Below are 23,637 nucleotides of genomic sequence, written 5' to 3' on the forward strand. Positions count from 1 at the left end.
GACAACACACACAAGAACACAAGGAGACAAGCCATGTGGAAGCAAGGATCGGTGCGCGGGTTCGCCGCGCTGGCGCTCGCCGCCTTTTCGCTGGGGCAGGGCGCCGCGGCGCATGCCGAGGACGCGTCGGCCTACCCGTCGCGCACCGTGACCATCGTCGTGCCCTTCGGGCCGGGCGGCTCGGCCGACGTGTATGCCCGCGTGCTCGCTGAAAAGCTGGGCCGTGAAACCGGCAAGTCGTTCATCGTGGAGAACCGGCCCGGCGCGGGCGCGGTGATCGGCACGCAGTTCGTCGCCAAGGCCGCTCCCGACGGCTACACGCTGCTCATGATGTCGAACACGCAGACCGTGAACGAGTCGCTGCTGCGCCAGAAGCCCTACGAGCTGATGCGCGACTTCACGGCGGTGGCGCCGGTGAACGAGGCGCCGCTGGTGCTGGTGGTGCGCTCGGGCCTCGCGTCGAAGACGCTGCCCGAACTCATCCGCCAGGCCAAGTCGAGCCCGGGCAAGCTCAACTACGCCTCTTCCGGCACGGGCACGCCGTACCACATGGCCGGCGAGCTCTTCAAGAGCATGGCGGGCGTGGACATCGTGCACATTCCCTACAAGAGCAGCGGCGGCGCACGCACCGACGTGCTCGGCGGCCAGGTCGACATGATGTTCGACGCCGTCGGCACCATGACCGACCTGATCGCCACCGGCAAGGTGCGTGCGCTGGCCACCACCGGCAAGACGCGCTCCAGCGTGATGCCCGACGTGCCCACCATGGCCGAGCTGGGCCTGCCCGACTACACCGCGACGATCTGGCTCGGCATCCTCGCGCCCAAGGGCACGCCGCAGCCGGTCGTCGACCTGCTCAACCAGAAGATCGCCAAGGTGGTGCAAGACCCGGCCACGCGCGCGCTGTGGGCCAGGAGCGGCATCGACGGCATGGCGATGTCGCCCTCGGGGTTCACGCAGTACCTGAACCAGGACATCGCGAAGTGGCGAAAGATCGTCGAGTCGGCCCACATCACGGTGGACTGATGACGCAGGGCGACGCCATCGCACTCACCGTCAACGGTGTGCCGCGCGTGCTGGCGGTGGAGCCCGACCGCACGCTGCTCGACGTGCTGCGCAACGACCTCGGCCTGCGCGCGAGCCACTTCGGCTGCGGCGCCGGCGAGTGCGGCGCCTGCATGGTGCTGCTCGACGGCCGCGCGTTGCCCAGCTGCGACACGCCGATGTGGTCGGCCGCCGGCAAGCACGTGCGGACCGCCGAGGGCCTGGGCACGCGCGCCGCGCCGCACCCGGTGCAGAGCGCCTTCGTGGCGGAGCAGGCGGCGCAATGCGGCTACTGCACCTCGGGCATGCTGGTCTCGGCGGTGGCGCTGCTGGAGTGCAACCCTTGCCCCGGCGATGCCGACATCCGCGAAGGCATGGCGCGCAACCTGTGCCGTTGCGGCACGCACCCGCGGGTGATGCGCGCCATCGTCCGTGCGGCTGCGGCAATGGGCCAGGGGCGCGCCGCATGAGCGGCACGCCCGTGCTGCCGCCGAGCCTGCAGGCCAATCCGCGGCTGTCCACCTGGCTGCGCATCGACGGCGCGGGCCATGTAGGCCATGTGGGCCATGTCGCGGTGCACTCGGGCAAGGTCGAGCTTGGCCAGGGCATCCTCGGCGCGCTGGCGCAGATCGTGGCGGAAGAACTCGACCTCGACCTTGCGCAGGTGCGCATGGTGCCCGCCGCAACCGGCCTCAGCCCCGACGAGGCCATGACCTCGGGCAGCCTGTCGGTGCAGCATTCGGGCGCCGCGCTGCGTCAGGTGTGCGCGCAGGCGCGTGCCCTCCATGTCGAATGGGCGGCGGCGCTGCATGGCATCGCCGCCGCCGATCTGCGCGTGGCCGGCGGCGAGATCTTCCATGGCGAGCGGCGCATCTCGGACTACTGGGAGATCGCCGCGCTCGCAGGCCCGGCGCTGCTCGACGTGGACGCCACCGCCGGCGCCATGCCCAAGCGGGCGGGCGACTACCGCATCGTCGGGCGTGTGCAGCCGCGCGACGACATCGCCGAGAAGGTCTTCGGCGAATTCATGTTCATCCACGACATGGTGCTGCCGCGCATGGCGCACGGGCGCATCGTGCGGCCGCCGTCGCCGCATGCCGAGCTCGTGGCGTGCCCGTTCGACGAAGTGCGCGCCTGGGGCGGCGTGCTCGCGGTGCTGCGCGACGGCTCGCAGCTCGGCGTGGTGGCCGAGACCGAATCGCTGGCGGAGCGCGCCGCCGCGCGGATCGCCACGCTGGCGGTGTGGACCGAGGCCGAGCGGCTGCCCGACGAAGCGGCGCTGCGGCCCTGGCTGCAATCGCTGCCGTCCACCGCGCTCGAACTCGGCGCGCGTTCGGACAAGACGCCGGCGCCTGCCGCGCGCACCGTGCGCGCGTCGTACTCGAAGCCCTTCATCCGCCATGCGTCCATCGGTCCTTCGTGCGCGCTCGCGCTGTCGGCGCACGACGGGCTGCAGGTCTGGAGCCACAGCCAGGGCATCTACAACCTGCGCAAGGACCTTGCCGTGGCCTTCGGCCTGCCGCCGGAACGCATCCGCGTGCAGCACGTGCAGGGCGCCGGCTGCTACGGCCACAACGGCGCGGACGACGTGGCCTTCGACGCCGCCTGGCTCGCGCGTGCCTGTGCCGGAAGGCCGGTGCGGGTGCAATGGTCGCGCGCGGACGAGTTGTGCTGGTCGCCCGTCGGCCCGGCGATGGCGGTCGACCTGGAGGCCGATCTCGACGCGGCGGGCCGCGTGGTCGCCTGGCGGCACCAGTCCTGGAGCCCGGGCCATGGGCTGCGCCCCGGGCGCGGCGCCACGCCGACGCTGCTGGGCAGCTGGTACCTCGCGCAGCCTTTCGAACGCGTGGCATCGACCGACGCGCCGCGTGCGGCGGGCGGTGGCGGCGACCGCAATGCCGACCCGATCTACGCCTTTCCCGGGTTCGAGGTCGTCTGCCGGCGCGTGCTGGAGGTGCCCATGCGCACGTCGGCGCTGCGCGCGCTCGGCGCCTTCGCCAACGTGTTCGCCATCGAGTCCTTCATGGACGAGCTGGCGCTGTGCAGCGGCACCGACCCGCTGGACTGCCGCATCGCCCAGCTCGAAGACCCGCGCGCCGTGGCGGTGTTGCGGGCCGTCTCGGCGCAGGCCGGGTGGCAGCCGCGCGAGGTGCCGGCCGGCGGGGGCCGCGGCCGGGGCATCGGCTTCGCCCGCTACAAGAACACCGGCGCCTACTGCGCCGTCGTCGCCGAGGTGGATGTCGAAGAGCGCGTGCACGTGCGGCGGCTGCACATCGCGGTGGATGTGGGCCTGGCCGTCAACCCCGACGGCGTGCGCCAGCAGATCGAGGGCGGCGCGCTGCAGGCCGCCAGCTGGGCGTTGATGGAAGCCGCGCACTTCGACCGCATGCGCATGCGCGACCCCGGCTGGGAGGACTACCCGATCCTGCGCTTTCCCGATGTGCCGCACATCGACGTGCAGCTGCTGCCGGCCGACGGCTTCGCCTCGCTCGGCGCGGGCGAGGCCTCGCTGGGCCCGACCGCCGCGGCCATCGCGAATGCGGTGTTCGACGCGCTGGGCGTGCGCGTGCGCGACCTGCCGATGCGGCCCGAGCGCATCGTGCAGGCCATGGAAGGCATGGACGCCTGAAACTGGCGGCGCCTGTGTTTCCCTTTCTTTTGATATCGATGGAACAACAATGAAACTGACCCTCTTCAGCGGCGGCGCCGCGCAGGCCGTGGTGACCGGCCTGCAACAGGACTTCGAACAGGCGCACGGCTGCACCCTCGCGCCGACCTTCGGTGCCGTGGGCACCATGCGCGACAAGCTGCTCGCCGGCGAGCCCTGCGACCTGCTGGTGCTTTCCGCGTCGTTGATCGAGCAGCTCACCGCGCAGGGCCACGTGGTGGCCGGCAGCGCGCGGGCGCTCGGCCCGGTGGCCACGGGCATCGCGGTGCGCAACGGCACGCCCGGGGTGGCGGTCGGCGACGGCGAGGCGCTCAAGGCCACGCTCTCGGCCGCGCGCGGCGTCTACGTGCCGGACATGGCCCGGTCGAGCGCGGGCATCCACATCGCCGGCATGCTGAAGGCGCTGGGGCTCGTCGAGGCGCTGGCCGGCCGGATCCACGAGTTTCCGAATGGCGCCACCGCCATGCGCGAGCTTGCGCGCAGCGAGGGCGAGGGCATGCTCGGCTGCACGCAGGTGACGGAGATCATGTACACGCCCGGCGTGCGGCTGGTGGGCGAACTGCCCGCCGAGCATGCGCTGAGCACCGTGTACACCGCGGCCGTGTGCAGCCGCGCGCAGGCGCCAGAGCTTGCGGCCGCGTTCGTCGAGGTGCTGGCCGGCGAGGCCAGTGCCGCGCTGCGCGGGCGCAGCGGCTTCGGCCTGTGAAGCTCAGCCGCTGAACTTCAGCGGCTGAAATTCAGGGGCTGAGCTTCAGCTGTTGCGCCGCTGCACGCCGTCGGCGTCGACCAGCCCGACGCGCGTCTGCCGCCCCCAGGTGCCGCGCCCGGTCAGGAAGGTCCACCAGCCCCAGGCCGCGCCGGTGTGGCGCAGGATCTGGAACGTGAAGGGTTCGACCAGCGCGGCCAGGAAGGCCTGCGCCATGTTGGCCTCGCTGGCCTGGCCGATCCAGCGGCGGTACAGGTACACCGACCACAGGTGAAACACCAGGTCGAGCACGATCTTCGCGCCGATCACCCCGGCCACCGGCGCCAGCACGCCGAAGTTGCCGCGCACCAGGTACATCAGCAACAGCCCGAAAGCCGCCAGGCCGTACAGCGGCTGCAGCGTGTCGATGGCCTTCACCGGCAGCATCGCCACGCCGAGCCAGCCGTAGCGCCGGTCGCCGACCATGGCGCGGTACCAGTACTGGGTCTGCAAAAAGCCGCCGAACCAGCGGCGGCGCTGGCGCAGGAAGGCGCCGGTGCTGCTGGGCGCGTCGGTGTGCGCCTGCGCGTCGCCCAGCACGCGCACCGTCCACGGCAGGCCGTGCACCCGGGCGTGGTGGTGCAGGCGGTGAATGAGCTCGTAGTCTTCCACCAGGCAGTCGGTGTCGAAGCCGCCCACCGTGCGCACCGCGTCGGTCCGAAAGCCCGCGAAGGCGCCCGAGATCAGCAGCAGCCCGTTGACCCGCATCCACGCGTAGCGCGACAGGAAGTTGCGGATGTACTCGTACGTCTGGAACCACTGGAAGCAGCGCCCGGCCAGCGTGCGGCTGCACACCGGGGTGATGACGCCGGTGGCGGCCACCAGGTCGGGCTCTTCGGTGAAGGCCCGGCGCACCGCGCCGATGGCCTGGCTGTCGAGCAGCGTGTCGCCGTCCACGGTCAGCACCGTGTCGGTGTCGATGCACAGGATGGCCGCGTTCAGCGCCACCGCCTTGCCGCCGTGCGGCAGGCGCAGCCAGTAAAGCGAGGGGTGCGTGGTGCTGGCCGCGCTCAGTTCGCCCAACGCAGGCGCGACCAGCCCGTAGCGCGTGGCCAGCAGCTCGGCCGTGCCGTCGCTGGAGCCGTCGTCCGCAACCACGATGCGGTCGGGCACGTCGCTCTGGCCGAGCAGGGCGGCCAGCGTGACGGGCAGCACGGCGGCCTCGTTGTGCGAGGCGACGATCACGCCCAGCGTGGTGCGCCGTGTGCCCGCGGCGGACGTGCCGGCGGGCAGGGGCCGGGCGCGCAGGATCGGCAGCGTCATCCACGCCACGAACAGCAGCAGCACCGTGTCGTACACCACATAGGCCACGCCCACCGACCAGGCCCGCACGTTGCCGAGCTTGAACGCCATGGCGAACAGCAGCACCCACAGCACGAGCACGCCGCCGTGAATGAGCCAGCTGCGCAGGGGGGTGCGGGGGGGAGTCAGGCGCGGCGACGCGGCCAGGAAGGCGCTGTGGAGTGGATCGTTCAAGAGAAGGTGCCCGGGCGACTGGTCGTTGATACGCAAAAACTCGGCCTGCGGTTTCGAAAGGCCCCAACAAACCCGGGACAATCGCATGCGCCACTGACTGAGTCGGCTCTCGCCCGAAAATTCCCCGCATGCTCGCACAAACCCGCTACACCCGAACCGCCATCGCGCTGCACTGGCTGATTGCCGTGCTGATGGCCGTCAACATCGCCCTGATCCTGCTCGTCGAGCGGTACCCCGACGACTGGGTGCGCCCGGCCGTGGACACCCACAAGTCGATCGGCATCACGGTGCTGGGCCTGGTGCTCCTGCGCATCCTGTGGCGCCTGACGCACAAGCCGCCGGCCATGCCGGGCTCTTTCGGCGCGCTCGAGCGGCTGGCAGCCCATGCGGCCCACGGGGCGCTGTATGCGCTGATGATCCTGCTGCCGGTGTCGGGTTGGATGCACGACTCGGCCTGGAAGGACGCCGGCGCGAACCCGATGTTCCTTTTCGGCCTGTTCGAATGGCCGCGCATCGGCTGGATCATGGCCATCGAGCCGGCGGTCAAGGAAACCTGGCACACCGTGCTGGGCGGGGTGCACACCTGGGCGGGCTATGTGCTGTACGTGATCTTCGCGCTGCACGTGCTGGGCGCGCTCAAGCACCAGTTTCTCGACGGTGAGCGCGAACTGCAGCGGATGTGGCCGTGACCGCGCAACGCAGCGAAGAGGCCCGCGAGGCCATCGCGCGCATCGACGCGCTGTCCACCCACCACGACCCGGTGCACGAGGGCGTGCGCGTGCGCTGGCGCCGCTTCGGCACCGACACCGCCCGCCCACCGCTGGTGCTGTTGCACGGCGGCCACGGCAGCTGGATGCACTGGCTGCGAAACGCGCAGGCCTTGTCGGCCGGCCGCACGCTGTGGCTGCCCGACATGCCGGGCTTCAACGAGTCCGGCACGCCGCCGCGCGTGGCACCCGGCGAAGACTCGCTGCCGCCCTTGCTGGCCGCGCTGGGCGGCACGCTGGACCAGCTCATCGGCGCGGGCACGCCCATCGACCTGGGCGGCTTTTCCTTCGGAGGCCTGACGGCCGCACGCTTCGCGGTGCAGCGCGGCGCCGTTCGCCGCCTGGCGCTCGTGGGCAGCGGCGGCCACGGCACGATGCGCCGCATGACGGCGCAGATGATCAACTGGCGCGCCGCGCCCGACCGCGAGGCGGAACGCGCCGCCCTGCTGAACAACCTGGCCGCGCTGATGCTGCACGACCCCGCCGCCATCGACGCGCTGGCCTTCGAGATCCACGACGTCTCATGCCACGGCACGCGCTTTCGCAGCAAGGAGGTGTCGCAGTCGGGCGGCCTGCAGCAGGCACTGGATGCGCTCGGCCTGCCCACGCTGCTGCTCTGGGGCGAATACGACGTCACCGCCGACCCGCGCCCGCTGGTGGCGCAGCTGGTGGCCGAAGGGCCGCACCGCGAGGGCGCGGTGATCGACGGCGCCGGGCACTGGGCGCAGTACGAGCGTGCCGACGAGGTCAGCGCGCGGCTGCTGGCGTTCTTCGGCGGCTGAGCACGGCCCGCGCCTCCCGGTTCTTCTTTTCTGTGAGCAGCCTGCCGGCCTTCAGTCGAGCTTGATGCCGGCGTCGCGAATCAACTTGCCGTAGCGCGCCGCGTCGCTCTTGAGCAACCTGGCGAACTGCTCCGGCGGACCGGCCAGCGTCACGCCGCCCGCCGCGGCCAGTTGTTCGCGCACCTCGGTCGAGGCCAGCGCCTTCTGCACCGCGTCGTGCACCGCCGCCAGCACCGGCTTGGGCGTACCGGCCGGTGCCACGAAGCCGTACCACACGCTGGCCTCGAAGCCGGGGTAGCCCGACTCCGCCACCGTCGGCACGCCGGGCAGCACGGCGGAGCGCTCGGCACTCATCACCGCCAGCACGCGCAGCTTGCCGGCCTTGACCAGAGGCAACACCTCCAGCGCGTTGACCGCGACCACGTCCACATGCCCGCCGAGCACATCGGTGATCGCCTGCGCGCCGCCCTTGTAGGGCACATGGCGCAGCTGCAGGCCGGCGGTGTGCTGGAAGAGCTCCATCGCCAGGTGCGGCGTCGAGCCGTTGCCCGGCGTGGCAACGGTCACGTTGCCCGGCTTGGCCTTGGCGGCGGCCACCAGTTCGGCCACGGTCCTGATGGCCGAGCCGTCGCGCACGGTGAACACCACCGGCACGCGCCCGACCAGCGCCACCGGTGTGACGTCGCGGTCCAGGTCATAGGGCGCGGGCTCGAACAGCGAGGGGTTCACCGCCAGCGCGTTGGCCGCCAGCAGCAGCGTGTAGCCGTCGGGCGCGGCACTGGTCAGCGCCTTCACCGCGATGTTGGTGCCCGCGCCTGGCTTGTTCTCCACGATGACGGGTTGGCCCAGCGTGGCCGTCATGCGCTGGCCGACCGAGCGCGCGATGGCGTCGACCGCGCCGCCGGCGCTGTAGCCGACGAGGATCTTCACCGGTTTCGAGGGGTAGGCGTCGGCGGCTGCCGCCGTGTTCAGGGCGCAGAGTGCCAGCAGGCCGGCGAGGGCGCATGCGGCGGTGCGAAGAAGTTGTCTCATGGTCGGTTCCTTGTGTGTCGTGTGTTCAACGGGCCGGCGTTGTAGGGGCCGTGTCCCATGCCTGGGGTGCCGCGTCCTTGCCGGCCACCGAATACAGCGCGCCGGGCGCATTGCGCGTCTGCTGGAAGTCTTCGAGCGACTGGCCGCGCATGGCGGCGTAGATGTGCAGGTTCGACACGCCCAGCACCGCGCCCAGCTTCTCCAGCATGAAGAAGATCACGCCGTAGTGAATGAGGCCGCGCCAGTCGCGCCGGCGCACCAGTTCGCGTTCCTGCGGCGTGAGCGCGGCCGCCTCGAAGGCGGATTCCTCGTCCGCCAGGAAGGCCGTGCGGTGGGCCGGCCGCGTCATGCCATGCAGGAACTTGTTGAGCCGGTAGGCACGCACGCTGGTCTCCAGCGTGAAGGGGTAGCTGCCCTCCAGCGCCTCGACGCCGGCCAACTGCTCGCTCATGTGGCGAAGGTGCCGCTGCACCTCGCCCGCCACCGGCGGGCTCGCCAGGTTCTCGTAGATGGCGGTGGCAATGCCGGTCATCGACGGCAGGTAATAGCTCTGGTGCATCTTGCGCACGTTCGACGACAGCGCGCCGCGCATCACCAGCCACATGATCACTTCGGCGCCTTCCATGCCGCCCAGCGTGGCCAGCTCGGCCTGGGTCATCTCGGTCAGGCGCACCGGGTCGTTCTCGACCAGGTCCAGGAACTGCGCGTCCCAGGCGGGGTTGTTGAAGCCCGCGCGCTCGCCGTGCACCTGGTGCGACAGCCCGCCGGTGGCCACGATGGCCACCTTCAGGTCTTCGGGGTAGCTTTCGATGGCGCGGCGCAGCGCCTGCCCCAGGCGCCAGCAGCGCCGCGCCGAGGGCACGGGCGACTGCAGCACGCCCACCTGCAGCGGAATCACCGGCACCGGCCACGCGGGCGCGTGCGCGCACAGCAGCGACAGCGGCGAGAACACGCCGTGGTCCAGCGCGCGGTCCTGGAAGAAGGACATGTCGAACTCGTCCGCCACCAGCGAGCGCCCGATGTGCTGCGCCAGCGCCGGATGGCCCGCCAGCGCGGGCAGGTCGCGCGCGCCGCCGCCTTCGTCGGCCACCGCATGCTGCGCGCCCACGCCGAGCGAGAACGCCGAATAGTGGTCGAAGAAGAACGAGCTGACGTGGTCGTTGTAGATGAAGAACAGCGCGTCGGGCTTGTTGTCCTCCAGCCAGCGCCGCGCCGGCGCGAAGGCCTCGAAGATCGGCGCCCACACCGGGTCCTGCTGCTTGTTCCTGTCGTAGGCAAAGCCGATGGTGGGCGTGTGCGAGCACGCGACGGCGCCGATGATGCGAGCCATGGTGTGTGTCCTGTGCCTGGGCTTCAGTCGACGTAGCGCAGTCCGGCCTTGGCCAGCGGCTCGCGCATGCCGTACATGTCCAGCCCGAGCTCGCCTGCCGCGAAGCGCGCGCGCTTGGTGGTTTCGTTGGCTTCGCGGGCCTCGGCCGCATCGGCCACCTCCTGCGCGCGGGCGGCCGGCACCACCACCACGCCGTCGATGTCGGCCACGATCACGTCGCCCGGGTGCACCAGCGCGCCCGCGCACACCACCGGCACGTTGACCGAGCCGAGCGTGGCCTTGATGGTGCCCTTGGCGTGGATGGCGCGGCTGAACACAGGGAAGTTCATCGCGTGGAGGTCGCGCACGTCGCGCACGCCGCCGTCGATCACCAGGCCCATGCAGCCGCGCGCCTTGAAAGAGGTGGCGAGCAGGTCGCCGAAGAAACCGTCGGTGCTGTCGCTGGTGCACGCGGCCACCACCACGTCGCCGGGGCGGATCTGCTCGGCCGCCACATGCAGCATCCAGTTGTCGCCGGGCTGCAGCAGCACGGTGACGGCCGGGCCGCAGAAGCGTGCGTCGGGGTGGATCGGGCGGATGCGCGGCTGCATCAGCCCGAGCCGGCCCAGTGCCTCGTGCACGGTGGACACGCCGAAACGCGAGAGCTTCTCGACGGCGGCCGGGTCGGCGCGCTCGATGGTGCGATGCACGACGCCGAGCTGTTGAAGGTTGGAAGTCGTGGTCATGTCAGAGGCCCTTGGCTTGGAGTGCGCGGTCCAGCCGCGGGTAGACGCGGCGCGCGTTGCCTTCGTAGATCTGGTGGCGCGCGGCGGCGTCCAGCGTGGTGGCGGCGTCGATGTAGCGGCGCGTGTCGTCGTAGGGGAAACCGGTCTCGGGGTCGATGCCGCGCACCGCGCCGATCATTTCGCTCGCGAACAGGATGTTGTCGACCGGAATCACGCGCGTGAGCAGGTCGATGCCCGGCTGGTGGTACACACAGGTGTCGAAGAAGATGTTGTGCAGCAGGTGGTCTTTGAGCAGCGGCTTCTTCATCTCCTGTGCCAGGCCCCTGAAGCGCCCCCAGTGGTAGGGCACCGCGCCGCCGCCGTGCGGAATCACGAAGCGCAGCGTGGGGAAGTCGGTGAACAGGTCGGAGCTCAGGCACTGCATGAAGGCGGTGGTGTCCGCGTTCAGGTAGTGCGCGCCAGTGGTGTGGAAGCAGTCGTTGCAACTGGTGCTCACGTGCACCATGGCCGGAATGTCGTGTTCCACCATCTTTTCGTACAGCGGGTACCAGTGGCGGTCGGACAGCGGCGGCGAGGTCCAGTGCCCGCCCGAGGGGTCGGGGTTCAGGTTGATGCCGACGAAGCCGTAGTCCTGCACGCAGCGTTCCAGTTCGGGAATGCAGGTGCGCGGGTCCACGCCCGGCGACTGCGGCAGCATGGCGGCGCCCACGAAGTGGTCGGGAAACAGCTGCGCCACGCGGTGGCACAGCTCGTTGCAGAGGGCGGCCCAGGTGGCGCTGGTCTCGAAGCCGCCGATGTGGTGCGCCATGAAGCTGGCACGCGGCGAGAAGATGGTCAGGTCGCTGCCGCGCTCGCGCATCTTGTGCAGCTGGTTCTGCTCGATGGATTCGCGCAGTTCGTCGTCGCTGATGCGCAGTGACGCTGCAGAGGGCGCTTCGCCCGGGTTGCCCAGGCTGGCGATCTGGCGCTTGCGCCATGTTTCCAGCGCGGCGGGGGCGGTCGTGTAGTGGCCGTGGCAATCGATGATCACGGGGTCTCCGTAGGGGTTGAATGGTGGGCTGCGCCGGGCACCAGGACGTGTCCGCGGAACAGCGGCCGCGCGGTGCGCAGCAGCGCGGCGCCGGCGATGCCGCGGCCGCTCGCGTCCATCAGCAGGCGCACGGTGAATTCGCCGGTGGGATGTTCCACCGACAGGTCGTGCAGGCGTTGCGCAGGGCTGGGCGCTGCATCGGGTGCGATGACGCACAGCCCTTCCATCACGGTGCCCGGCACCACGCAGGCCGACGCCACCGACACCGCACCCAGCACGCCGATGGCGTCATGGCATTTGCGCGGAATGAAGGTGCGCGTGTTCAGCGTGCCTCCGGCCAGCGCGGCCGAGACCAGCGTCATCTTGGGCACCACCTTGGCGCTGACGTCGCCCAGGCCCATGCGCTCCCCGGCCTGCAGGCGGATCGATTCGATGCGCGCCTTCAGCGCCGCATCGGCGTCGAGTTCGGCCGGCGTCTCGCGCCCGGTGGCGCCGATGTCGGCCGCGCGCATCAGCACCACCGGCATGCCGTTGTCGATGCAGGTCACCTCGACGCCGTCGATGCGTTCGCGCGCCTCACCCGTGGGCAGCAGTGCGCCGCAGCTGGACCCGAGGATGTCGGAGAAGCGCAGCTCCACCGGCGCGCCGTGCCCGGGCACGCCGCTGATGGCCGTGTCGCCGCTGTAGCGCACGCGGCCGCCGGGCGTCTGCACCACCGCATCGCAATACGACGCCGTGTTCACCATGCGAATGCGCACTACCGACTGGCCGTCTTGCGCCGGCGCCAGGCCCTCGTCCAGCGCGAAGGGGCCGACCGCCGAGAGGATGTTGCCGCAGGTCGGCGCGTAGTCGATGCGCGACTCGGTGGCCACGACCTGGCCGAAGAGGTAGTCCACATCGGCGCGCGGGTCGGTGGACGGCGAGACGATCGCGACCTTGGTGGTCAGCGGATGCCCGCCGCCGATGCCGTCGATCTGCCGAGGCTCGGTGTGGCCCATGCCGGCGAGGATGAGGGCGTCCCTTTCGGCGGGCTCGCCGGGCAGGTCTTTCGCGTGGAAGAAGGCCGCCTTCGACGTGCCGCCGCGCATCCATGTGCAGGGCAGCGAAATCAGGTCGGGGGAGGGTTCGCAAGGCATGCGGCCAGTGTGGGCGCGCAGCGCCTCCGGCGGGTTGAGTTCCACGCGCACTGCGTTCTCATCTGTTTATCGATATAGGGTTAACCCTTGCTGCTGAATGAGTGAATGGCATCCGGGAGTGGTTGGCAGAATCGCTGCATGGCGGCAAAGAAACTTATCGACACCGAGAAGCCGGCGAACGCGGGCGGTGCATTGCAGCTCAACCTGCGGCATCTCCAGGCCTTCTCGGCCGTGGCCGCCGCCGGCAGCGTCACGCAGGCGGCGGACGCCCTGTTTCGCGTCGCCTCGGCGGTGACCCGTGCGGTGGCGGAACTGGAGGCACGCCTGGGCGTGTCGCTGTTCGAGCGCAAGGCCCGCGGCATGCTGATGAACGTCTACGGAGAGGCCGTGCGCGTGCGCGCCCAGCGGGTGGAGCAGGAGTTCGCGGCGGCCTGCCTGGAGCTCGCGGGCAGCGACGCCGCGGCGCCCAAACAGGCCATCGAGGCGCGCAGCCTGCTGGCGTCGATGTTCAGTGCGCGCCGGCTTGCGTTGTTCGCCAGCCTGTCGGAGCTGCACAACATGCCCGCGGTGGCCGCCGCCTTCGGTGTGACACAGCCGGCCCTCAGTGCGCTGGTGCGCGAGCTGGAGTCGCGCACCGGCCGCACGCTGTTCACGCGCACGGCGCGCGGCGTCACGCCCACGCGCGCGGGCAGCCTGCTGGCCTTTCGCTGCAAGCGCGCGCTGGCCGAGCTGCGCAGCATCGGGCCGGACCTCGCGGCCTTGCGCGGCGCGGTCGAGGGCCGCGTGGCGGTGGGCGCGCTGCCGCTGTCGCGCACGCAGATCCTGCCGTCGGCCATCGCGGCGCTGGTGGCGCGGCATCCGCGGCTGCACGTGAGCACGGTCGAAAGTCCGTACGAGGCGCTGGCCGCCGCGCTGCGCAGCGGAGACATCGACTTCATCATCGGCGCGCTGCGCCCGCCGGAAGAAGCCAGGGACCTGGTGCAGGAGCCGCTGTTCGAAGACCGCATCTCCCTCATCGTGCGCGCCGGCCATCCGCTGGCCGGGCTGCCGCGCATCGGGCGGGCGGCGCTGCAGCGGGCCCAATGGGTGCTGTCGCGCCCCGGCTCGCCGTCGCGCGAGCTGCTGGAGCGCGCCTTCCGCGAAGCGGGCCGTCCGGCCCCCATGCCCACGGTGGAAACAGGCGACCTGGCCCTGCTGCGCGGCCTGCTGCTGCAAAGCGACATGGTGACCGCCATGTCGGCGCACCAGCTGCACTACGAGATCGACACCGGCGCGCTGGTGGTGCTGAACCATCCGCTGGAGAGCACCCGGCGGCGCATCGGCATCACGCAGCGCAAGGGCGCGCTGGCGTCGCCGGCCGCCAGGGCCCTGATCGATGCGGTGCGGCAGGTGGTGGCTGCCAGGCTTTGAGCGGCCCCGGGGTCATGCAGCGGCCAACCGCGTATTCCTCGGTCATGCCGATGCGCCGCCGTGCAGCGGGATGGCCGCGTGGCACAGGCCGGCGGTGGCTCCGGCTTCATCGGTCAGTTGATTCGCGCGTCGCTCAGGTGCATGTCCTGGAACTGGCTTCCGGTGAAGTCGACCTGTTCGCCCTGCAGGCCGGTCGCGTTCACTCGTTCGCCGGTGCAGTCGCGCAGGTTCACCTGCGTCCAGGTGCTGGCGTCGAAGCTCAGGTCTGTCCAGTTGCACTGGCTGAACGAGCAGTTGCCGAGCCTGCTGGCGTCGAGCTGCGTGCCGGCGAAGGTGCAATTGACGAAAGTGCACCCGCTGATGGCAATGCGCCGCATGTCGCATTGCCGGAACGAACAGCCGCTGAACTGGCAGCCGGTCCACACGGCGTCTTGCAGCGAGGTCGCAATGAAACTGCTGCCGCTGAACGTGCTGGCGGTGAAGGTGATCAGGTTCAGGTCCAGCCCCGCATAGGCGTTGCCGTCGCTCTGGCCTGTCACGCCGGCCGGCGCACCGCCGATGCCCTTGCGCCATTTGTCATGGGACTGGATGAGCAGAAGCGCGCTCATGCCGGGCGACCCCGGCTTCGAAGGGGTCGACGACCGCCTTGCGGGGCCGGGAACATCGGTCGATCGGACGAATGGGCAGTCGGGAGACTGCAGGAGGACGGGGACGGGTGCATGCGGTGAGCCTGTGTGATGAACGACGGGCCGGAAGTCTGCGGCCCGTGGCTTGCGCACCCTTGCAAACAATGGTCAACAGCCTGTCGACACAGCGATCCGCCCCGGAGAACGTGAAAAACGCACGAGAGGGCTGGGGCGCATGCACTTGAACCAGCGCGACGAACCGGCCTGACCGCTGCGATTTTCCCGTTGCCGGCACATCGCCGGCAGCGCGGGCAAGCTTCTTGCGGCAGGGGCCTTGCCGCCCGGGCAACCCCCATGGCGGCGGGCGGCGCACGGACGTAGATTCCGGCATCGACCCCAGAGTCGCTTCCCCCACCTTGATCCGCAGGAGTGTCCATGGACGCATGGTCGAGCCAGCAGCTTTCCCCCTTGTACGGACGCGAGGTCTTCCGCTCGCGCGAGGCGGACGAGACCCATGCGCGCGTATCCCGCGAGCTCAAGCCGCACCGCAGCGTGTGGGGGCGCGGCGACGTCGACGCCGTCTTCTGCCGCGCCGAGCTGAGCGCACTGTCCTTGTGCATCCTGCGCTACGGCTGCGACGTCGACATCGAGCCCGATGCGCTCGGCAACTTCGTGCTGGTGCAGATGCCGCTGCGCGGCCATGCCGACATCCACACCGGCGGGCAGACGCTGCAGATCCATCCCGGCCAGGGCGCGGTCATTTCCGCGCACAAGCCGGTGCGGCTGCGCTGGCATGCCGACTGCGAACAGCTGATGCTGAAGATCGAGCTCAGCCGGCTGCAGGAGGTGGCGCGCCATGCCTTCGCCCTGCGCGGCACCGACGCCGTGGGCGAGATCGATTTCGAGATGCCCTTTCGCCTGGACGACGCCGCCGGCACGCAGTGGTGCCGCATGGTGGCGGGCCTGGCGTCGCTGCTGCCGTCGAGCGACTTCGAGGCCTACGACCCCCGGTGGCTCGCGCATTGCGAAGACAACCTGATGCTCTACCTGCTGTGCCACCGGCCGAACTCGGTGCTGCAACGGCACGCCGCCGTGCGGCGCGGCTCCGAAGAAGCCGGCCTGCGGCAGCTGCGCCGGGCCGAGGAGTTCATGCGCGAGCGGCTCGACACGCCGATCGCGCTCCAAGACGTGGCGCAGGCCGCGGGCCTGACGCGCCGCGGCCTGGCCTTGCTGTTCAGGCGCTACCGCGAGCTGTCGCCCGGCGAGGTGCTGCGCAACATGCGGCTGGACGCCGCGCACGCGCAGCTGGCGCGCAACGACGGCGCCAGCGTGACCGAGGTGGCGCTCAACTGCGGCTTCTCACACCTGAGCCGCTTTGCCGCCTGCTACCGCGAGCGCTTCGGGCAGCTGCCGCGCGACACCTCGTCGGGTGCCGCGCGCACATCGGTCGCCAGGCACTGACGGGGCAGCGCCCGGCGCGCGACCGGCGCCGAAGCGTTCAGGACTTCATCCGGCACTGCGCGGCCGATGTGTCCTGGTAGTTCTGCAGCACGGTGCCGATCACCTTGTTCGAGATTCGCCCGCTGGCGTCCTTGCCGATCACGCGCAGGTAGTAGTTCTGGATGGGGAAGTTGTTCGCGCCGTAGCGGAAGTCGCCGCGCACCGACTTGTAGTTGGCCGCCTTGATCGCCTTCAGCAGCGCGGGGCGGTCGGCCACCTTGCCGCCCACGTCGCGCACCGCAGCGTCCATGGCCATCAGCACGTCGTAGGCCTGGCCCGCGTAGAACGAGGGGTTGCGTCCGTTGTTCTGCTCGCGAAAGGCCGCCACGAAGCGCTGGTTGGCCGGGTTGTCCAGGTCGAAGGACCAGTGCGCCGTGTTGAACAGGCCGAGCATCGGCTCGCCGACCGCGGGAATCATGTCCTCGTCGGCCGAGAAGGCGGTGGAGATCAGCGCCACGTCCTTCGACAGCCCCGCGCCCACGAACTGCTTGATGAAGCTCACGCCCATGGCGCCGGGCAGGAAGAAGTAGAGCGCGTCGGGCTTGGACGCGCGAATCTGCGCCAGCTCCGCCGAGTAGTCGAGCTGGCCGAGCTTGGTGTAGAGCTCGTCGCCCACCGTGCCCTTGAAGGTGCGCTTGAAGCCGGTGATGGCATCCTTGCCGCCGGGGTAGCTGGGCGCAATGAGCGCCACCTTCTTGAACGCCTTGTCGGAGGCGAACTTGCCGGCCGCCTCGTGGTACGCGTCGTTGGGGTAGGAAGCGCCGAAGAAGTAGGCGTTGCAGCGCGCCCCCGAGTAGTCGCTCGGGCCCGTGTTGCTCGACAGGTAGGGCACCTTGGCCGCGAAGAGCGGCGGGCCCACGGCCAGCGCCACCGATGAGCCGACCGGGCCGGTGAACAGGTCGATCCTGTCGCGCATCAGCATGCGGTCGACCGCCTGGCGCGCGGTTTCGGGGTTGCCGGCGGTGTCGGCCTCCACGTATTCCACCGACACGCCGCCGAGCTTGCCGCCCAGCTGCTTCATCGCCACGGCGAAACCGGCCTTGGCCTCGGCGCCGCCGACGGCGAACGGGCCCGAGAGGTCCATGGCGAGGCCGACCTTCACGGTCTGTGCCTGCGCCTGGGCCAGTGTGGGCAATGCCAGCGCGCAAGCCATGATGGCGAGCGCGCACAGGGCGGTTCTGGGGAATTCCTGCGACATGGTGGACAAGCTCCTCGGTAGGGGAAATTCGTTGAACGTGGGGTGCGATGCAGGCCGCAGTCTGTGGGCCGCCGCGGCACGCCGCTATCCGTTTCGTGCAGCAAGGGGGGCTGCACGAAATGGACAGACAGCAGGGGCGGGCGGTCCACAGAATCGCCGCCGAACCCCACCACTCCAGAGACACCACGATGAGCAACTACATCGACATTCCGGCCGGAGACGGCTCGCAGACTTTCCGCGGCTACCTGGCCTTGCCCGCCTCGGGGCGCGGTCCCGGCATCGTGCTGTGCCAGGAGATCTTCGGCATCAACGACTACGTGCGCGAGGTGGCCGACCTCTACGCGCAGGAAGGCTACGTGGTGCTCGCCCCCGACCTGTTCTGGCGCATGGAGCCCAACGTCGAGCTGGGCTATTCGCCCGAAGACTGGCAGCGCGCCTTCGGCTTCTTCCAGAAGTTCGACATCGACGCCGGCATTGCGGACGTCACGGCCAGCGTGCAGGCGCTGCGCGCGCATCCGGCCTGCACCGGCAAGGTCGGCGCGCTGGGCTTTTGCCTGGGCGGCAAGCTGGCCTTCCTGGCGGCGGCGCATTCGGGCGTGGATGCGGCGGTGGGCTACTACGGCGTGGGCATCGAGGGTGCGCTCGACCTGGTACCGAAGATCGAATGCCCGATCGCCTTGCACTTTGCGGAGCTCGACCAGTTCTGCCCGCCCGAGGCGCGTGCCCAGGTGCTCGAGGCCTTTGCCGGCAAGCCGGGCGCGCAGATGTACGTGTACCCCGGCGTCGACCATGCCTTTGCGCGCACCGGCGGCGACCATTTCGACAAGCCTTCCACGCTCATGGCGCACCAGCGCTCCATGGCGCTGTTCAAGGAAGCGATCGGCCCGGTCTACGACCTGTCGGCGCTGTGGGACAAGCACTGCGAATACGAGTTCGCCACGCGCGACGTGGTCGCCACCATGGCCACGATGGTGAGCGAGCCCTACGTCAACCACATTCCGACCATGACCGGCGGCGTGGGCGCGAAGGAGCTGTCGCGCTTCTACAAGCACCACTTCATTCCGACCACGCCGCCGGACACGCGGCTCACGCCCATCTCGCGCACCGTGGGCGCGACGCAGATCGTCGACGAGATGCTCTTCTGCTTCACCCACACGGTGGAGATCGACTGGATGCTGCCGGGCATCGCACCCACCGGCAAGGCGGTGGAGATCCCGCTGGTGGCCATCGTGAAGTTTCGCGGCGACAAGCTTTTTCACGAGCACATCTACTGGGACCAGGCCAGCGTGCTGGTGCAGATCGGCCTGCTCGACGCCAAGGGCCTGCCCGTGGCCGGCGTGGAGACCGCGCGCAAGCTGGTGGACGAGACGCTGCCGTCGAACACGCTGATGCCGCGCTGGGCGAAATCGACCGCGCTGACCATCGCCGACCCGGCGCTGCCGCTGGGATGACGGGCGCTCCGCACATGCTGGAACTGGTCGTCGCGTCGGTCACGCCGCTCACCCCGGCCATCAAGGCCTTCGTGCTGCGCAGCGCGAGCGGCGCGCCCCTGCCGCCGTTCGCGCCGGGTGCGCACCTGGGTGTGCAGGTGATGCAGCCCAACGGACGAACCGGGCAGCGCGCGTATTCGCTGGTGAAACCGCACGACGGCGCGCAGGGCTACGAGATCGCGGTGCTGCACGAACCGCAGGGGGCGGGCGGCTCGGCCTGGATGCACGGGCTGGCTGCGGGCGCGGTGCTGGCCGCCCACCCGCCACGCAACGACTTCGCGCTGCACGCGGGCAGCGCGCCGCCGCTGCTGATCGCGGGCGGCATTGGCATCACGCCGCTGCTGTGCATGGCGCGATCGCTCGCGGCCGAAAACAGGCCCTTCGACTTTTTCTACGCCACGCGCAGCGAAGACGCCACGGCCTATCTGGAGGAAGTGCGTGCGCTCGGCGGCACGCTGGTGCACGACGGCGGCGACCCTGCGCGCGGGCTCGACCTGCGCACGCTGCTGGCCGCGCCTGCCCCCGGGCGCCACCTGCACGTGTGCGGCCCGCGCGGCCTGGTGCAGTCCGTGGCGGACAGCGCCCGCACCCTCGGCTGGCCCGGCGACCACGTGCACTTCGAGCTCTTCGCGGGCGCGCTCGAACAGGCCGGCGATGCGGCCTTCGAGGTGCGCACCCTGCGCTCGGGCAGGACGCTGACCGTTCCGCCCGAGCGCAGCCTGCTCGACGTGCTCATCGCCGCGGGGCTCGACCCGCTGTACGACTGCCGCCAGGGCGACTGCGGCGTGTGCGCCGTCGACGTGGTGGAGGGCGTGCCCGACCACCGCGACCACAACCTCAGCGCCCGCGAAAAAGCGAGCGGCAAGACCCTTTGCACCTGCGTGTCGCGCGCGAAGACGGCGCACCTGGTGCTCGACATCTGACGACAAGGCTTCAGGAGACCCACTCATGACCATCGATCCGAGCACGCTCGTGCAGCCCGACCGCGTGCACAAGCGCGTCTACACCGACCCCGCCATCTTCGAGCTGGAGATGGACCGCGTCTTCGGCCAGGCCTGGCTCTACGTCGGCCACGAGAGCCAGGTGCCCAAGCCCGGCGACTACTTCACCACCCGGCTGGGCCGCGAGCCCGTGGTGATGCTGCGGCACACCGACGGCGCCGTGCACGTGCTGTTCAACCGCTGCCCGCACAAGGGCGCCAAGATCGTGCCCGACGGCAGCGGCAGCGCGGGCAAGTTCTTGCGCTGCCTGTACCACGGCTGGACCTTCAAGTGCGACGGCAGCCTGCTCTCGGTGCCGCTGCGCAGCGGTTACGAAGACACCGCGCTCGACCTGAAAGACCCGCAGTACGGCGTGCGCAAGGTGGCGCGCGTGGCCACGCACCGCGGCTTCGTGTTCGCGAGCCTCGCGGCCGAAGGCCCCGAGCTGAAAGACTTTTTGGGCGGCGTGGCCACCTCGCTCGACAACTTCTGCGACCGCGCGCCCGAGGGCGAGGTGGAGGTGGCCGGCGGCGTGCAGCGCGTGATCCAGCGCAACAACTGGAAGATCTTCTTCGAGAACCTGCACGACACCATCCACGCGGTGGCCACGCACGAGTCGTCGTGGCGCGCGGCCAAGGAAGAGTACGAGGCCATGCCGGCGGGCACGCCCAAGCCCTTCGAGGTGGTGATCGTCGACGGCAACGGCGAGCCGCTGGACTTCTGGGAGAAGCTGGAGCTCAAGGGCTACGACAACGGCCACGGCTTCATGGAAGGCATCTTCGTGCCGCCGACCGACCCGGTGAGCCTGGCCTACGTGGCCTCGCTGGAGGCCGCGCACGGCGCACAGCGCGCCGAAGAAATCCTGCGCGTGAACCGGCACAACACCATCGTCTACCCGAGCTGTTCGCCGCACACCTCGTTCCAGCAGATCCGGGTGATACGGCCGCTGTCGGTGGACCGCACGCTGGTCGAGATCTTCAGCTTCCGCCTGAAGGGCGCGCCGGAGGCCACCTTCCAGCGCACGCTGAAGTACACCAACATCGTCAATTCGCCCTCGTCCAACGTGATGCCCGACGACCTGGAGGCCTACAACCGCGTGCAGGAAGGCCTGGGTTCGGACGGCGGCGACTGGGTCAGCATGCACCGCGCGGCCGGGCGCGACCAGCCGCTGCCGGGCGGGCGCGCCTCCAACGGCAACAGCGAGATGCCCTCGCGCAACATGTTCGCGGCCTGGGCTTCGTACATGGGTGCCGGCGCGGATGCCCCGGCGGGAGACAAGGCATGAACTTCATCGACTGGCAAGAGCAGCAGGACGTCGTGCAGTTCTTGCACCACGAGGCGCGCCTGCTCGATGAGCACCGCTGGGACGAATGGCAGAAGCTCTTCACGCCCGACGGGCTGTACTGGGTGCCGCTGGTGCACGGCCAGACCGACCACCTCAACCATGCCTCGCTGTTCTGCGAAGACGCGCTGCTGCGCTCCATGCGCGCACGCCGGCTCGAGCAGGCCCGCGCCTATTCGCAGCAGCCCGTGACGCGCACCGTGCACGTGGTCGGCAACATCGCGCTCGAATCGCGCGACGAAGCGGGCTGCACGGTGCGCTCGACCTTCATGCTGCTGGAGTGGCGCAAGACCGAGCAGCGTGTGTTCGGCGGCAGCGTGTTGCACACCTTGCGCAAGGCGGAACAGGCCGGCGGCGGCTTTCGCATCCAGACCAAGCGCATCGACCTCGTCAACTGCGACGCACCGCACGAAGCCTTGCAGGTGTTCATGTGAAGGCCGCGCTGCTGGCCATGCACTACCAGAACGACGTGCTGCACGTCGACGGCAAGGTGCGCGTGGGCGTGGCCGCCGACGACCCGGCGCGCCCGCGGCTCATCGCCTCGGCCGCGCGCCTGATCGCGGCTGCGCGGGCGAGCGGCGTGCCGGTGATCTTCGTGCGCATCGCCTTCGCGCCCGGCTATGCGGACTGCCTGCGCAACTGCACGCTGTTCCGCCGCGTGGCCGAGACCGGCGCCGTGCAGGACGGCAGCTGGGGCGCCGAGTTCTACGCCGAGCTGGCGCCGCTGCCGGGCGAAGCCGTGGTCACCCACAAGCGCAACAACCCCTTCTGGGCCAGCGGGCTCGAGGAGGCGGTGCGCGCCACCGGGGCGGGCCGGCTGTACGTGGCGGGCATCGCGACCAACCATGTGGTCGAGCACGGCGCGCGGCATGCGAGCGACCTGGGCTACGACGTGGCGGTGGTGGCCGACGCCTGCAGCACCGCGCAGGCGCACCTGCATGCGGCCAGCCTGGAAACCCTGGCGCTGCTGGCGCAGGTGATTCGCGTGGATGATGCGGTCACTCAAATGAAAGGCCCGCCATGAAGTTGCAAGACAAGGTCGCCATCGTCACCGGCGCGGCCGCCATGCTCGGCAGCGCCATCGTTCGCACTTTGGTGCAGGCCGGCGCGCGCGTGCTGGCGGTGGACATCGACGTGCCGCGCGGCGAGGCGCTGGCCGCCGAACTGGGGCCGCGCTGCCGCTTCGTGGCCTGCGACATCGCCAGCGACGACGCGCTCGACGCGCTGGTGGCCGACGTGCTGCGGGTGGAGGGGCGCATCGACTTCCTGGTCAACAACGCGGTGGTCTATGGCGACGCCGGCCTGGCCGCCGCGCGCGGCGAGTGGCTGAGCGCGCTGAACGTCAACCTGGTTTCCGGCGCGATGCTGGTGCAGAAGACCGCCGACGCGCTGGCGGCGCAGCGTGGCGCCATCGTGAATATGGGCAGCGTGGGCGGCAAGTTCGGCACGGCGGGCAGGGCGCTCTATCCGGCGGCCAAGGCCGCCATCCTGCAGCTCACGCGCAACCAGGCCGCCAGCTTGGCGCCGCGCGGCGTGCGGGTGAACTCGGTGTCGCCGGGGTGGACCTGGTCGGACGCCCTGTCGCGCATGGCCGGCGCCGACCGCGCACTCGCCGACCGCGTCGGCGCGCCGATGCACCCGCTGGGCCGCGTGGGCGACGGCGACGACGTGGCGCAGGTGGTGCTGTTTCTGTGCTCGGACGCGGCACGCTTCGTGACCGGCGCGGACATTCCGGTCGACGGCGGCTTCTCGATGCTGGGGCCCGACCAGGGGCACTCGGCGCGGGACTGGTTCGAGGCGCTGCCGGACTGAGGCGCGCGGACGCGCGAGCTTGCCGATGCGCCAGTGCCTCAGCGAGTCAGTGCGTCAGCGCAGCACCAGCACCGGCAGTGCCGAGTGCGTCAGCACATGCTGCGTCTCGCTGCCCAACAGCAGGCGCTTGAGGCCCTTGCGCCCGTGGGAGGCCATCACGATCAGGTCGCTGCCGTGCTTCTTCGCGGCCGCGATGATCGACTCCGCCACCAGGTCGGAGCTGATGCGTGCCGTCTTCACCTGCACGCCGCTGGCCTGCGCGCGCTCGCGCACGGCGTCGAGCATCGCCTGCGCCTTGTCGGCCCATTGCTTCTCGACGCGGCCGATGTCGTCGGGCGAGAAGGTCATCGCGCCCTCCAGGTAGCTCTGTGGGTAGCGCGGCACCACGGTCAGCGCCACCAGCTCGGCGCCGTTGCCGGCCGCCAGCGCAACGGCGGCCTTGACCGCCTTCTTCGAGAGCGCGGAGCCATCGGTGGCGACGAGGATGTGCTTGAACATGAAAGCGCCTTTCGGGTGTGAGGTGCCAGCTTAGGCAGCCCGTGGG

At 70.3% G+C, this 23,637-nt stretch carries 23 protein-coding genes; 14 read left to right on the forward strand and 9 right to left on the reverse strand.

The annotated features are described in order from the left end of the window. Positions 1–33: 33 nt before the first annotated feature. Genes AC1DJH_RS15085 through AC1DJH_RS15100 form a run of 4 tightly spaced genes read left to right on the forward strand, consistent with a single transcriptional unit; the run spans position 34 to position 4,418 of the window. Complete coding sequence (locus AC1DJH_RS15085) at positions 34–1,026, forward strand: tripartite tricarboxylate transporter substrate binding protein (protein ID WP_478186177.1); 993 nt, start codon at positions 34–36, stop codon at positions 1,024–1,026. Beyond that, the gene (locus AC1DJH_RS15090) at positions 1,026–1,514 is read left to right on the forward strand and encodes a (2Fe-2S)-binding protein (RefSeq protein ID WP_478186178.1); all 489 of its coding nucleotides are present in this window, start codon (positions 1,026–1,028) and stop codon (positions 1,512–1,514) included. The genes AC1DJH_RS15085 and AC1DJH_RS15090 overlap by 1 nt, the downstream gene beginning before the upstream one ends. Beyond that, the gene (locus AC1DJH_RS15095) at positions 1,511–3,673 is read left to right on the forward strand and encodes a xanthine dehydrogenase family protein molybdopterin-binding subunit (protein WP_478186179.1); all 2,163 of its coding nucleotides are present in this window, start codon (positions 1,511–1,513) and stop codon (positions 3,671–3,673) included. Before AC1DJH_RS15090 ends, AC1DJH_RS15095 begins: the two co-directional genes overlap by 4 nt. 49 nt (positions 3,674–3,722) lie before the next feature. Continuing rightward, the gene (locus AC1DJH_RS15100; RefSeq protein ID WP_478186180.1) at positions 3,723–4,418 is read left to right on the forward strand and encodes a substrate-binding domain-containing protein; all 696 of its coding nucleotides are present in this window, start codon (positions 3,723–3,725) and stop codon (positions 4,416–4,418) included. Between the two features lie 45 nt (positions 4,419–4,463). Here the strand turns inward: AC1DJH_RS15100 and AC1DJH_RS15105 are convergent, their stop codons facing one another. After that, complete coding sequence (locus AC1DJH_RS15105) at positions 4,464–5,933, reverse strand: glycosyltransferase family 2 protein (RefSeq protein WP_478186181.1); 1,470 nt, start codon at positions 5,931–5,933, stop codon at positions 4,464–4,466. A gap of 128 nt (positions 5,934–6,061) precedes the next feature. Between AC1DJH_RS15105 and AC1DJH_RS15110 the strand changes: the two genes are divergently transcribed. Then, positions 6,062–6,622, forward strand: coding sequence for a cytochrome b (locus tag AC1DJH_RS15110; RefSeq protein WP_472115608.1), 561 nt, complete (start codon positions 6,062–6,064; stop codon positions 6,620–6,622). Then, positions 6,619–7,482, forward strand: coding sequence for an alpha/beta fold hydrolase (locus AC1DJH_RS15115; RefSeq protein WP_478186182.1), 864 nt, complete (start codon positions 6,619–6,621; stop codon positions 7,480–7,482). The genes AC1DJH_RS15110 and AC1DJH_RS15115 overlap by 4 nt, the downstream gene beginning before the upstream one ends. 51 nt (positions 7,483–7,533) lie before the next feature. Here AC1DJH_RS15115 and AC1DJH_RS15120 read toward each other — a convergent pair whose 3' ends face one another. Genes AC1DJH_RS15120 through AC1DJH_RS15140 form a run of 5 tightly spaced genes read right to left on the reverse strand, consistent with a single transcriptional unit; the run spans position 7,534 to position 12,780 of the window. Further along, on the reverse strand, positions 7,534–8,514 hold the full coding sequence (locus AC1DJH_RS15120; protein ID WP_478186183.1) for a tripartite tricarboxylate transporter substrate binding protein: 981 nt from the start codon (positions 8,512–8,514) through the stop codon (positions 7,534–7,536). A 25-nt stretch (positions 8,515–8,539) separates the two neighbouring features. Next, positions 8,540–9,844 (reverse strand): gallate dioxygenase, encoded by a 1,305-nt coding sequence (locus tag AC1DJH_RS15125; RefSeq protein WP_478186184.1) that lies wholly within the window; start codon positions 9,842–9,844, stop codon positions 8,540–8,542. 23 nt (positions 9,845–9,867) lie between these two features. Continuing rightward, the gene (gene ligK / locus AC1DJH_RS15130; RefSeq protein WP_472115596.1) at positions 9,868–10,569 is read right to left on the reverse strand and encodes a 4-carboxy-4-hydroxy-2-oxoadipate aldolase/oxaloacetate decarboxylase; all 702 of its coding nucleotides are present in this window, start codon (positions 10,567–10,569) and stop codon (positions 9,868–9,870) included. A 1-nt stretch (position 10,570) separates the two neighbouring features. Next, a complete protein-coding gene (locus tag AC1DJH_RS15135; protein WP_472115593.1) occupies positions 10,571–11,599 on the reverse strand; it encodes an amidohydrolase family protein in 1,029 nt (342 codons plus the stop codon). Continuing rightward, entirely contained in the window at positions 11,596–12,780 is a 1,185-nt protein-coding gene (locus AC1DJH_RS15140; protein ID WP_478186185.1) for a 4-oxalomesaconate tautomerase, read from the reverse strand. Before AC1DJH_RS15140 ends, AC1DJH_RS15135 begins: the two co-directional genes overlap by 4 nt. A gap of 93 nt (positions 12,781–12,873) precedes the next feature. On the opposite strand from AC1DJH_RS15140, the gene AC1DJH_RS15145 reads away from it, so the two are divergent. Beyond that, positions 12,874–14,145 (forward strand): LysR family transcriptional regulator, encoded by a 1,272-nt coding sequence (locus AC1DJH_RS15145; RefSeq protein ID WP_478186186.1) that lies wholly within the window; start codon positions 12,874–12,876, stop codon positions 14,143–14,145. A gap of 113 nt (positions 14,146–14,258) precedes the next feature. Here the strand turns inward: AC1DJH_RS15145 and AC1DJH_RS15150 are convergent, their stop codons facing one another. Then, the gene (locus AC1DJH_RS15150) at positions 14,259–14,753 is read right to left on the reverse strand and encodes a pentapeptide repeat-containing protein (protein WP_478186187.1); all 495 of its coding nucleotides are present in this window, start codon (positions 14,751–14,753) and stop codon (positions 14,259–14,261) included. Between the two features lie 453 nt (positions 14,754–15,206). On the opposite strand from AC1DJH_RS15150, the gene AC1DJH_RS15155 reads away from it, so the two are divergent. Next, positions 15,207–16,232 carry an AraC family transcriptional regulator gene (locus tag AC1DJH_RS15155; RefSeq protein WP_478186188.1) on the forward strand — a complete coding sequence of 342 codons (1,026 nt, stop codon included), beginning with the start codon at positions 15,207–15,209 and terminating at the stop codon, positions 16,230–16,232. A gap of 37 nt (positions 16,233–16,269) precedes the next feature. Here the strand turns inward: AC1DJH_RS15155 and AC1DJH_RS15160 are convergent, their stop codons facing one another. Continuing rightward, positions 16,270–17,469 (reverse strand): ABC transporter substrate-binding protein, encoded by a 1,200-nt coding sequence (locus tag AC1DJH_RS15160; RefSeq protein WP_478186189.1) that lies wholly within the window; start codon positions 17,467–17,469, stop codon positions 16,270–16,272. A 188-nt stretch (positions 17,470–17,657) separates the two neighbouring features. Here AC1DJH_RS15160 and AC1DJH_RS15165 point away from each other — a divergent pair, with 188 nt between their 5' ends. From AC1DJH_RS15165 to AC1DJH_RS15190, 6 genes are read left to right on the forward strand one after another with little or no spacing between them, the layout of a single operon-like run. Then, positions 17,658–18,920 (forward strand): dienelactone hydrolase family protein, encoded by a 1,263-nt coding sequence (locus AC1DJH_RS15165; RefSeq protein ID WP_478186190.1) that lies wholly within the window; start codon positions 17,658–17,660, stop codon positions 18,918–18,920. Further along, positions 18,917–19,882 carry a PDR/VanB family oxidoreductase gene (locus AC1DJH_RS15170; protein ID WP_478186191.1) on the forward strand — a complete coding sequence of 322 codons (966 nt, stop codon included), beginning with the start codon at positions 18,917–18,919 and terminating at the stop codon, positions 19,880–19,882. Before AC1DJH_RS15165 ends, AC1DJH_RS15170 begins: the two co-directional genes overlap by 4 nt. A gap of 25 nt (positions 19,883–19,907) precedes the next feature. Continuing rightward, positions 19,908–21,224: an aromatic ring-hydroxylating dioxygenase subunit alpha gene (locus tag AC1DJH_RS15175; RefSeq protein WP_435439204.1), complete on the forward strand. Its 1,317-nt coding sequence runs from the start codon at positions 19,908–19,910 to the stop codon at positions 21,222–21,224. Continuing rightward, a complete protein-coding gene (locus AC1DJH_RS15180) occupies positions 21,221–21,715 on the forward strand; it encodes an aromatic-ring-hydroxylating dioxygenase subunit beta (protein WP_478186192.1) in 495 nt (164 codons plus the stop codon). Before AC1DJH_RS15175 ends, AC1DJH_RS15180 begins: the two co-directional genes overlap by 4 nt. Then, positions 21,712–22,305, forward strand: a complete 594-nt coding sequence (locus AC1DJH_RS15185) for a cysteine hydrolase family protein (protein ID WP_478186193.1) — start codon at positions 21,712–21,714, stop codon at positions 22,303–22,305. Before AC1DJH_RS15180 ends, AC1DJH_RS15185 begins: the two co-directional genes overlap by 4 nt. Next, positions 22,302–23,093 (forward strand): SDR family oxidoreductase, encoded by a 792-nt coding sequence (locus AC1DJH_RS15190; RefSeq protein WP_478186194.1) that lies wholly within the window; start codon positions 22,302–22,304, stop codon positions 23,091–23,093. The genes AC1DJH_RS15185 and AC1DJH_RS15190 overlap by 4 nt, the downstream gene beginning before the upstream one ends. Before the next feature lie 54 nt (positions 23,094–23,147). Here AC1DJH_RS15190 and AC1DJH_RS15195 read toward each other — a convergent pair whose 3' ends face one another. Then, positions 23,148–23,591 (reverse strand): universal stress protein, encoded by a 444-nt coding sequence (locus tag AC1DJH_RS15195; RefSeq protein ID WP_478186195.1) that lies wholly within the window; start codon positions 23,589–23,591, stop codon positions 23,148–23,150. Positions 23,592–23,637: the final 46 nt, after the last annotated feature.

This window comes from Variovorax sp. 10N412 (genome assembly GCF_056394985.1).

Excerpts from the sequence above, each read along its gene's own strand:
- AC1DJH_RS15085 (WP_478186177.1), top strand. The coding sequence starts at position 34 with ATGTGGAAGCAAGGATCGGTGCGCGGGTTCGCCGCGCTGGCGCTCGCC.
- AC1DJH_RS15090 (WP_478186178.1), top strand. The coding sequence starts at position 1,026 with ATGACGCAGGGCGACGCCATCGCACTCACCGTCAACGGTGTGCCGCGC.
- AC1DJH_RS15095 (WP_478186179.1), top strand. The coding sequence starts at position 1,511 with ATGAGCGGCACGCCCGTGCTGCCGCCGAGCCTGCAGGCCAATCCGCGG.
- AC1DJH_RS15100 (WP_478186180.1), top strand. The coding sequence starts at position 3,723 with ATGAAACTGACCCTCTTCAGCGGCGGCGCCGCGCAGGCCGTGGTGACC.
- AC1DJH_RS15110 (WP_472115608.1), top strand. The coding sequence starts at position 6,062 with ATGCTCGCACAAACCCGCTACACCCGAACCGCCATCGCGCTGCACTGG.
- AC1DJH_RS15120 (WP_478186183.1), bottom strand. The coding sequence starts at position 8,514 with ATGAGACAACTTCTTCGCACCGCCGCATGCGCCCTCGCCGGCCTGCTG.
- AC1DJH_RS15125 (WP_478186184.1), bottom strand. The coding sequence starts at position 9,844 with ATGGCTCGCATCATCGGCGCCGTCGCGTGCTCGCACACGCCCACCATC.
- ligK (WP_472115596.1), bottom strand. The coding sequence starts at position 10,569 with ATGACCACGACTTCCAACCTTCAACAGCTCGGCGTCGTGCATCGCACC.
- AC1DJH_RS15145 (WP_478186186.1), top strand. The coding sequence starts at position 12,874 with ATGGCGGCAAAGAAACTTATCGACACCGAGAAGCCGGCGAACGCGGGC.
- AC1DJH_RS15150 (WP_478186187.1), bottom strand. The coding sequence starts at position 14,753 with ATGAGCGCGCTTCTGCTCATCCAGTCCCATGACAAATGGCGCAAGGGC.
- AC1DJH_RS15155 (WP_478186188.1), top strand. The coding sequence starts at position 15,207 with ATGGACGCATGGTCGAGCCAGCAGCTTTCCCCCTTGTACGGACGCGAG.
- AC1DJH_RS15160 (WP_478186189.1), bottom strand. The coding sequence starts at position 17,469 with ATGTCGCAGGAATTCCCCAGAACCGCCCTGTGCGCGCTCGCCATCATG.
- AC1DJH_RS15165 (WP_478186190.1), top strand. The coding sequence starts at position 17,658 with ATGAGCAACTACATCGACATTCCGGCCGGAGACGGCTCGCAGACTTTC.
- AC1DJH_RS15170 (WP_478186191.1), top strand. The coding sequence starts at position 18,917 with ATGACGGGCGCTCCGCACATGCTGGAACTGGTCGTCGCGTCGGTCACG.
- AC1DJH_RS15175 (WP_435439204.1), top strand. The coding sequence starts at position 19,908 with ATGACCATCGATCCGAGCACGCTCGTGCAGCCCGACCGCGTGCACAAG.
- AC1DJH_RS15180 (WP_478186192.1), top strand. The coding sequence starts at position 21,221 with ATGAACTTCATCGACTGGCAAGAGCAGCAGGACGTCGTGCAGTTCTTG.
- AC1DJH_RS15190 (WP_478186194.1), top strand. The coding sequence starts at position 22,302 with ATGAAGTTGCAAGACAAGGTCGCCATCGTCACCGGCGCGGCCGCCATG.
- AC1DJH_RS15195 (WP_478186195.1), bottom strand. The coding sequence starts at position 23,591 with ATGTTCAAGCACATCCTCGTCGCCACCGATGGCTCCGCGCTCTCGAAG.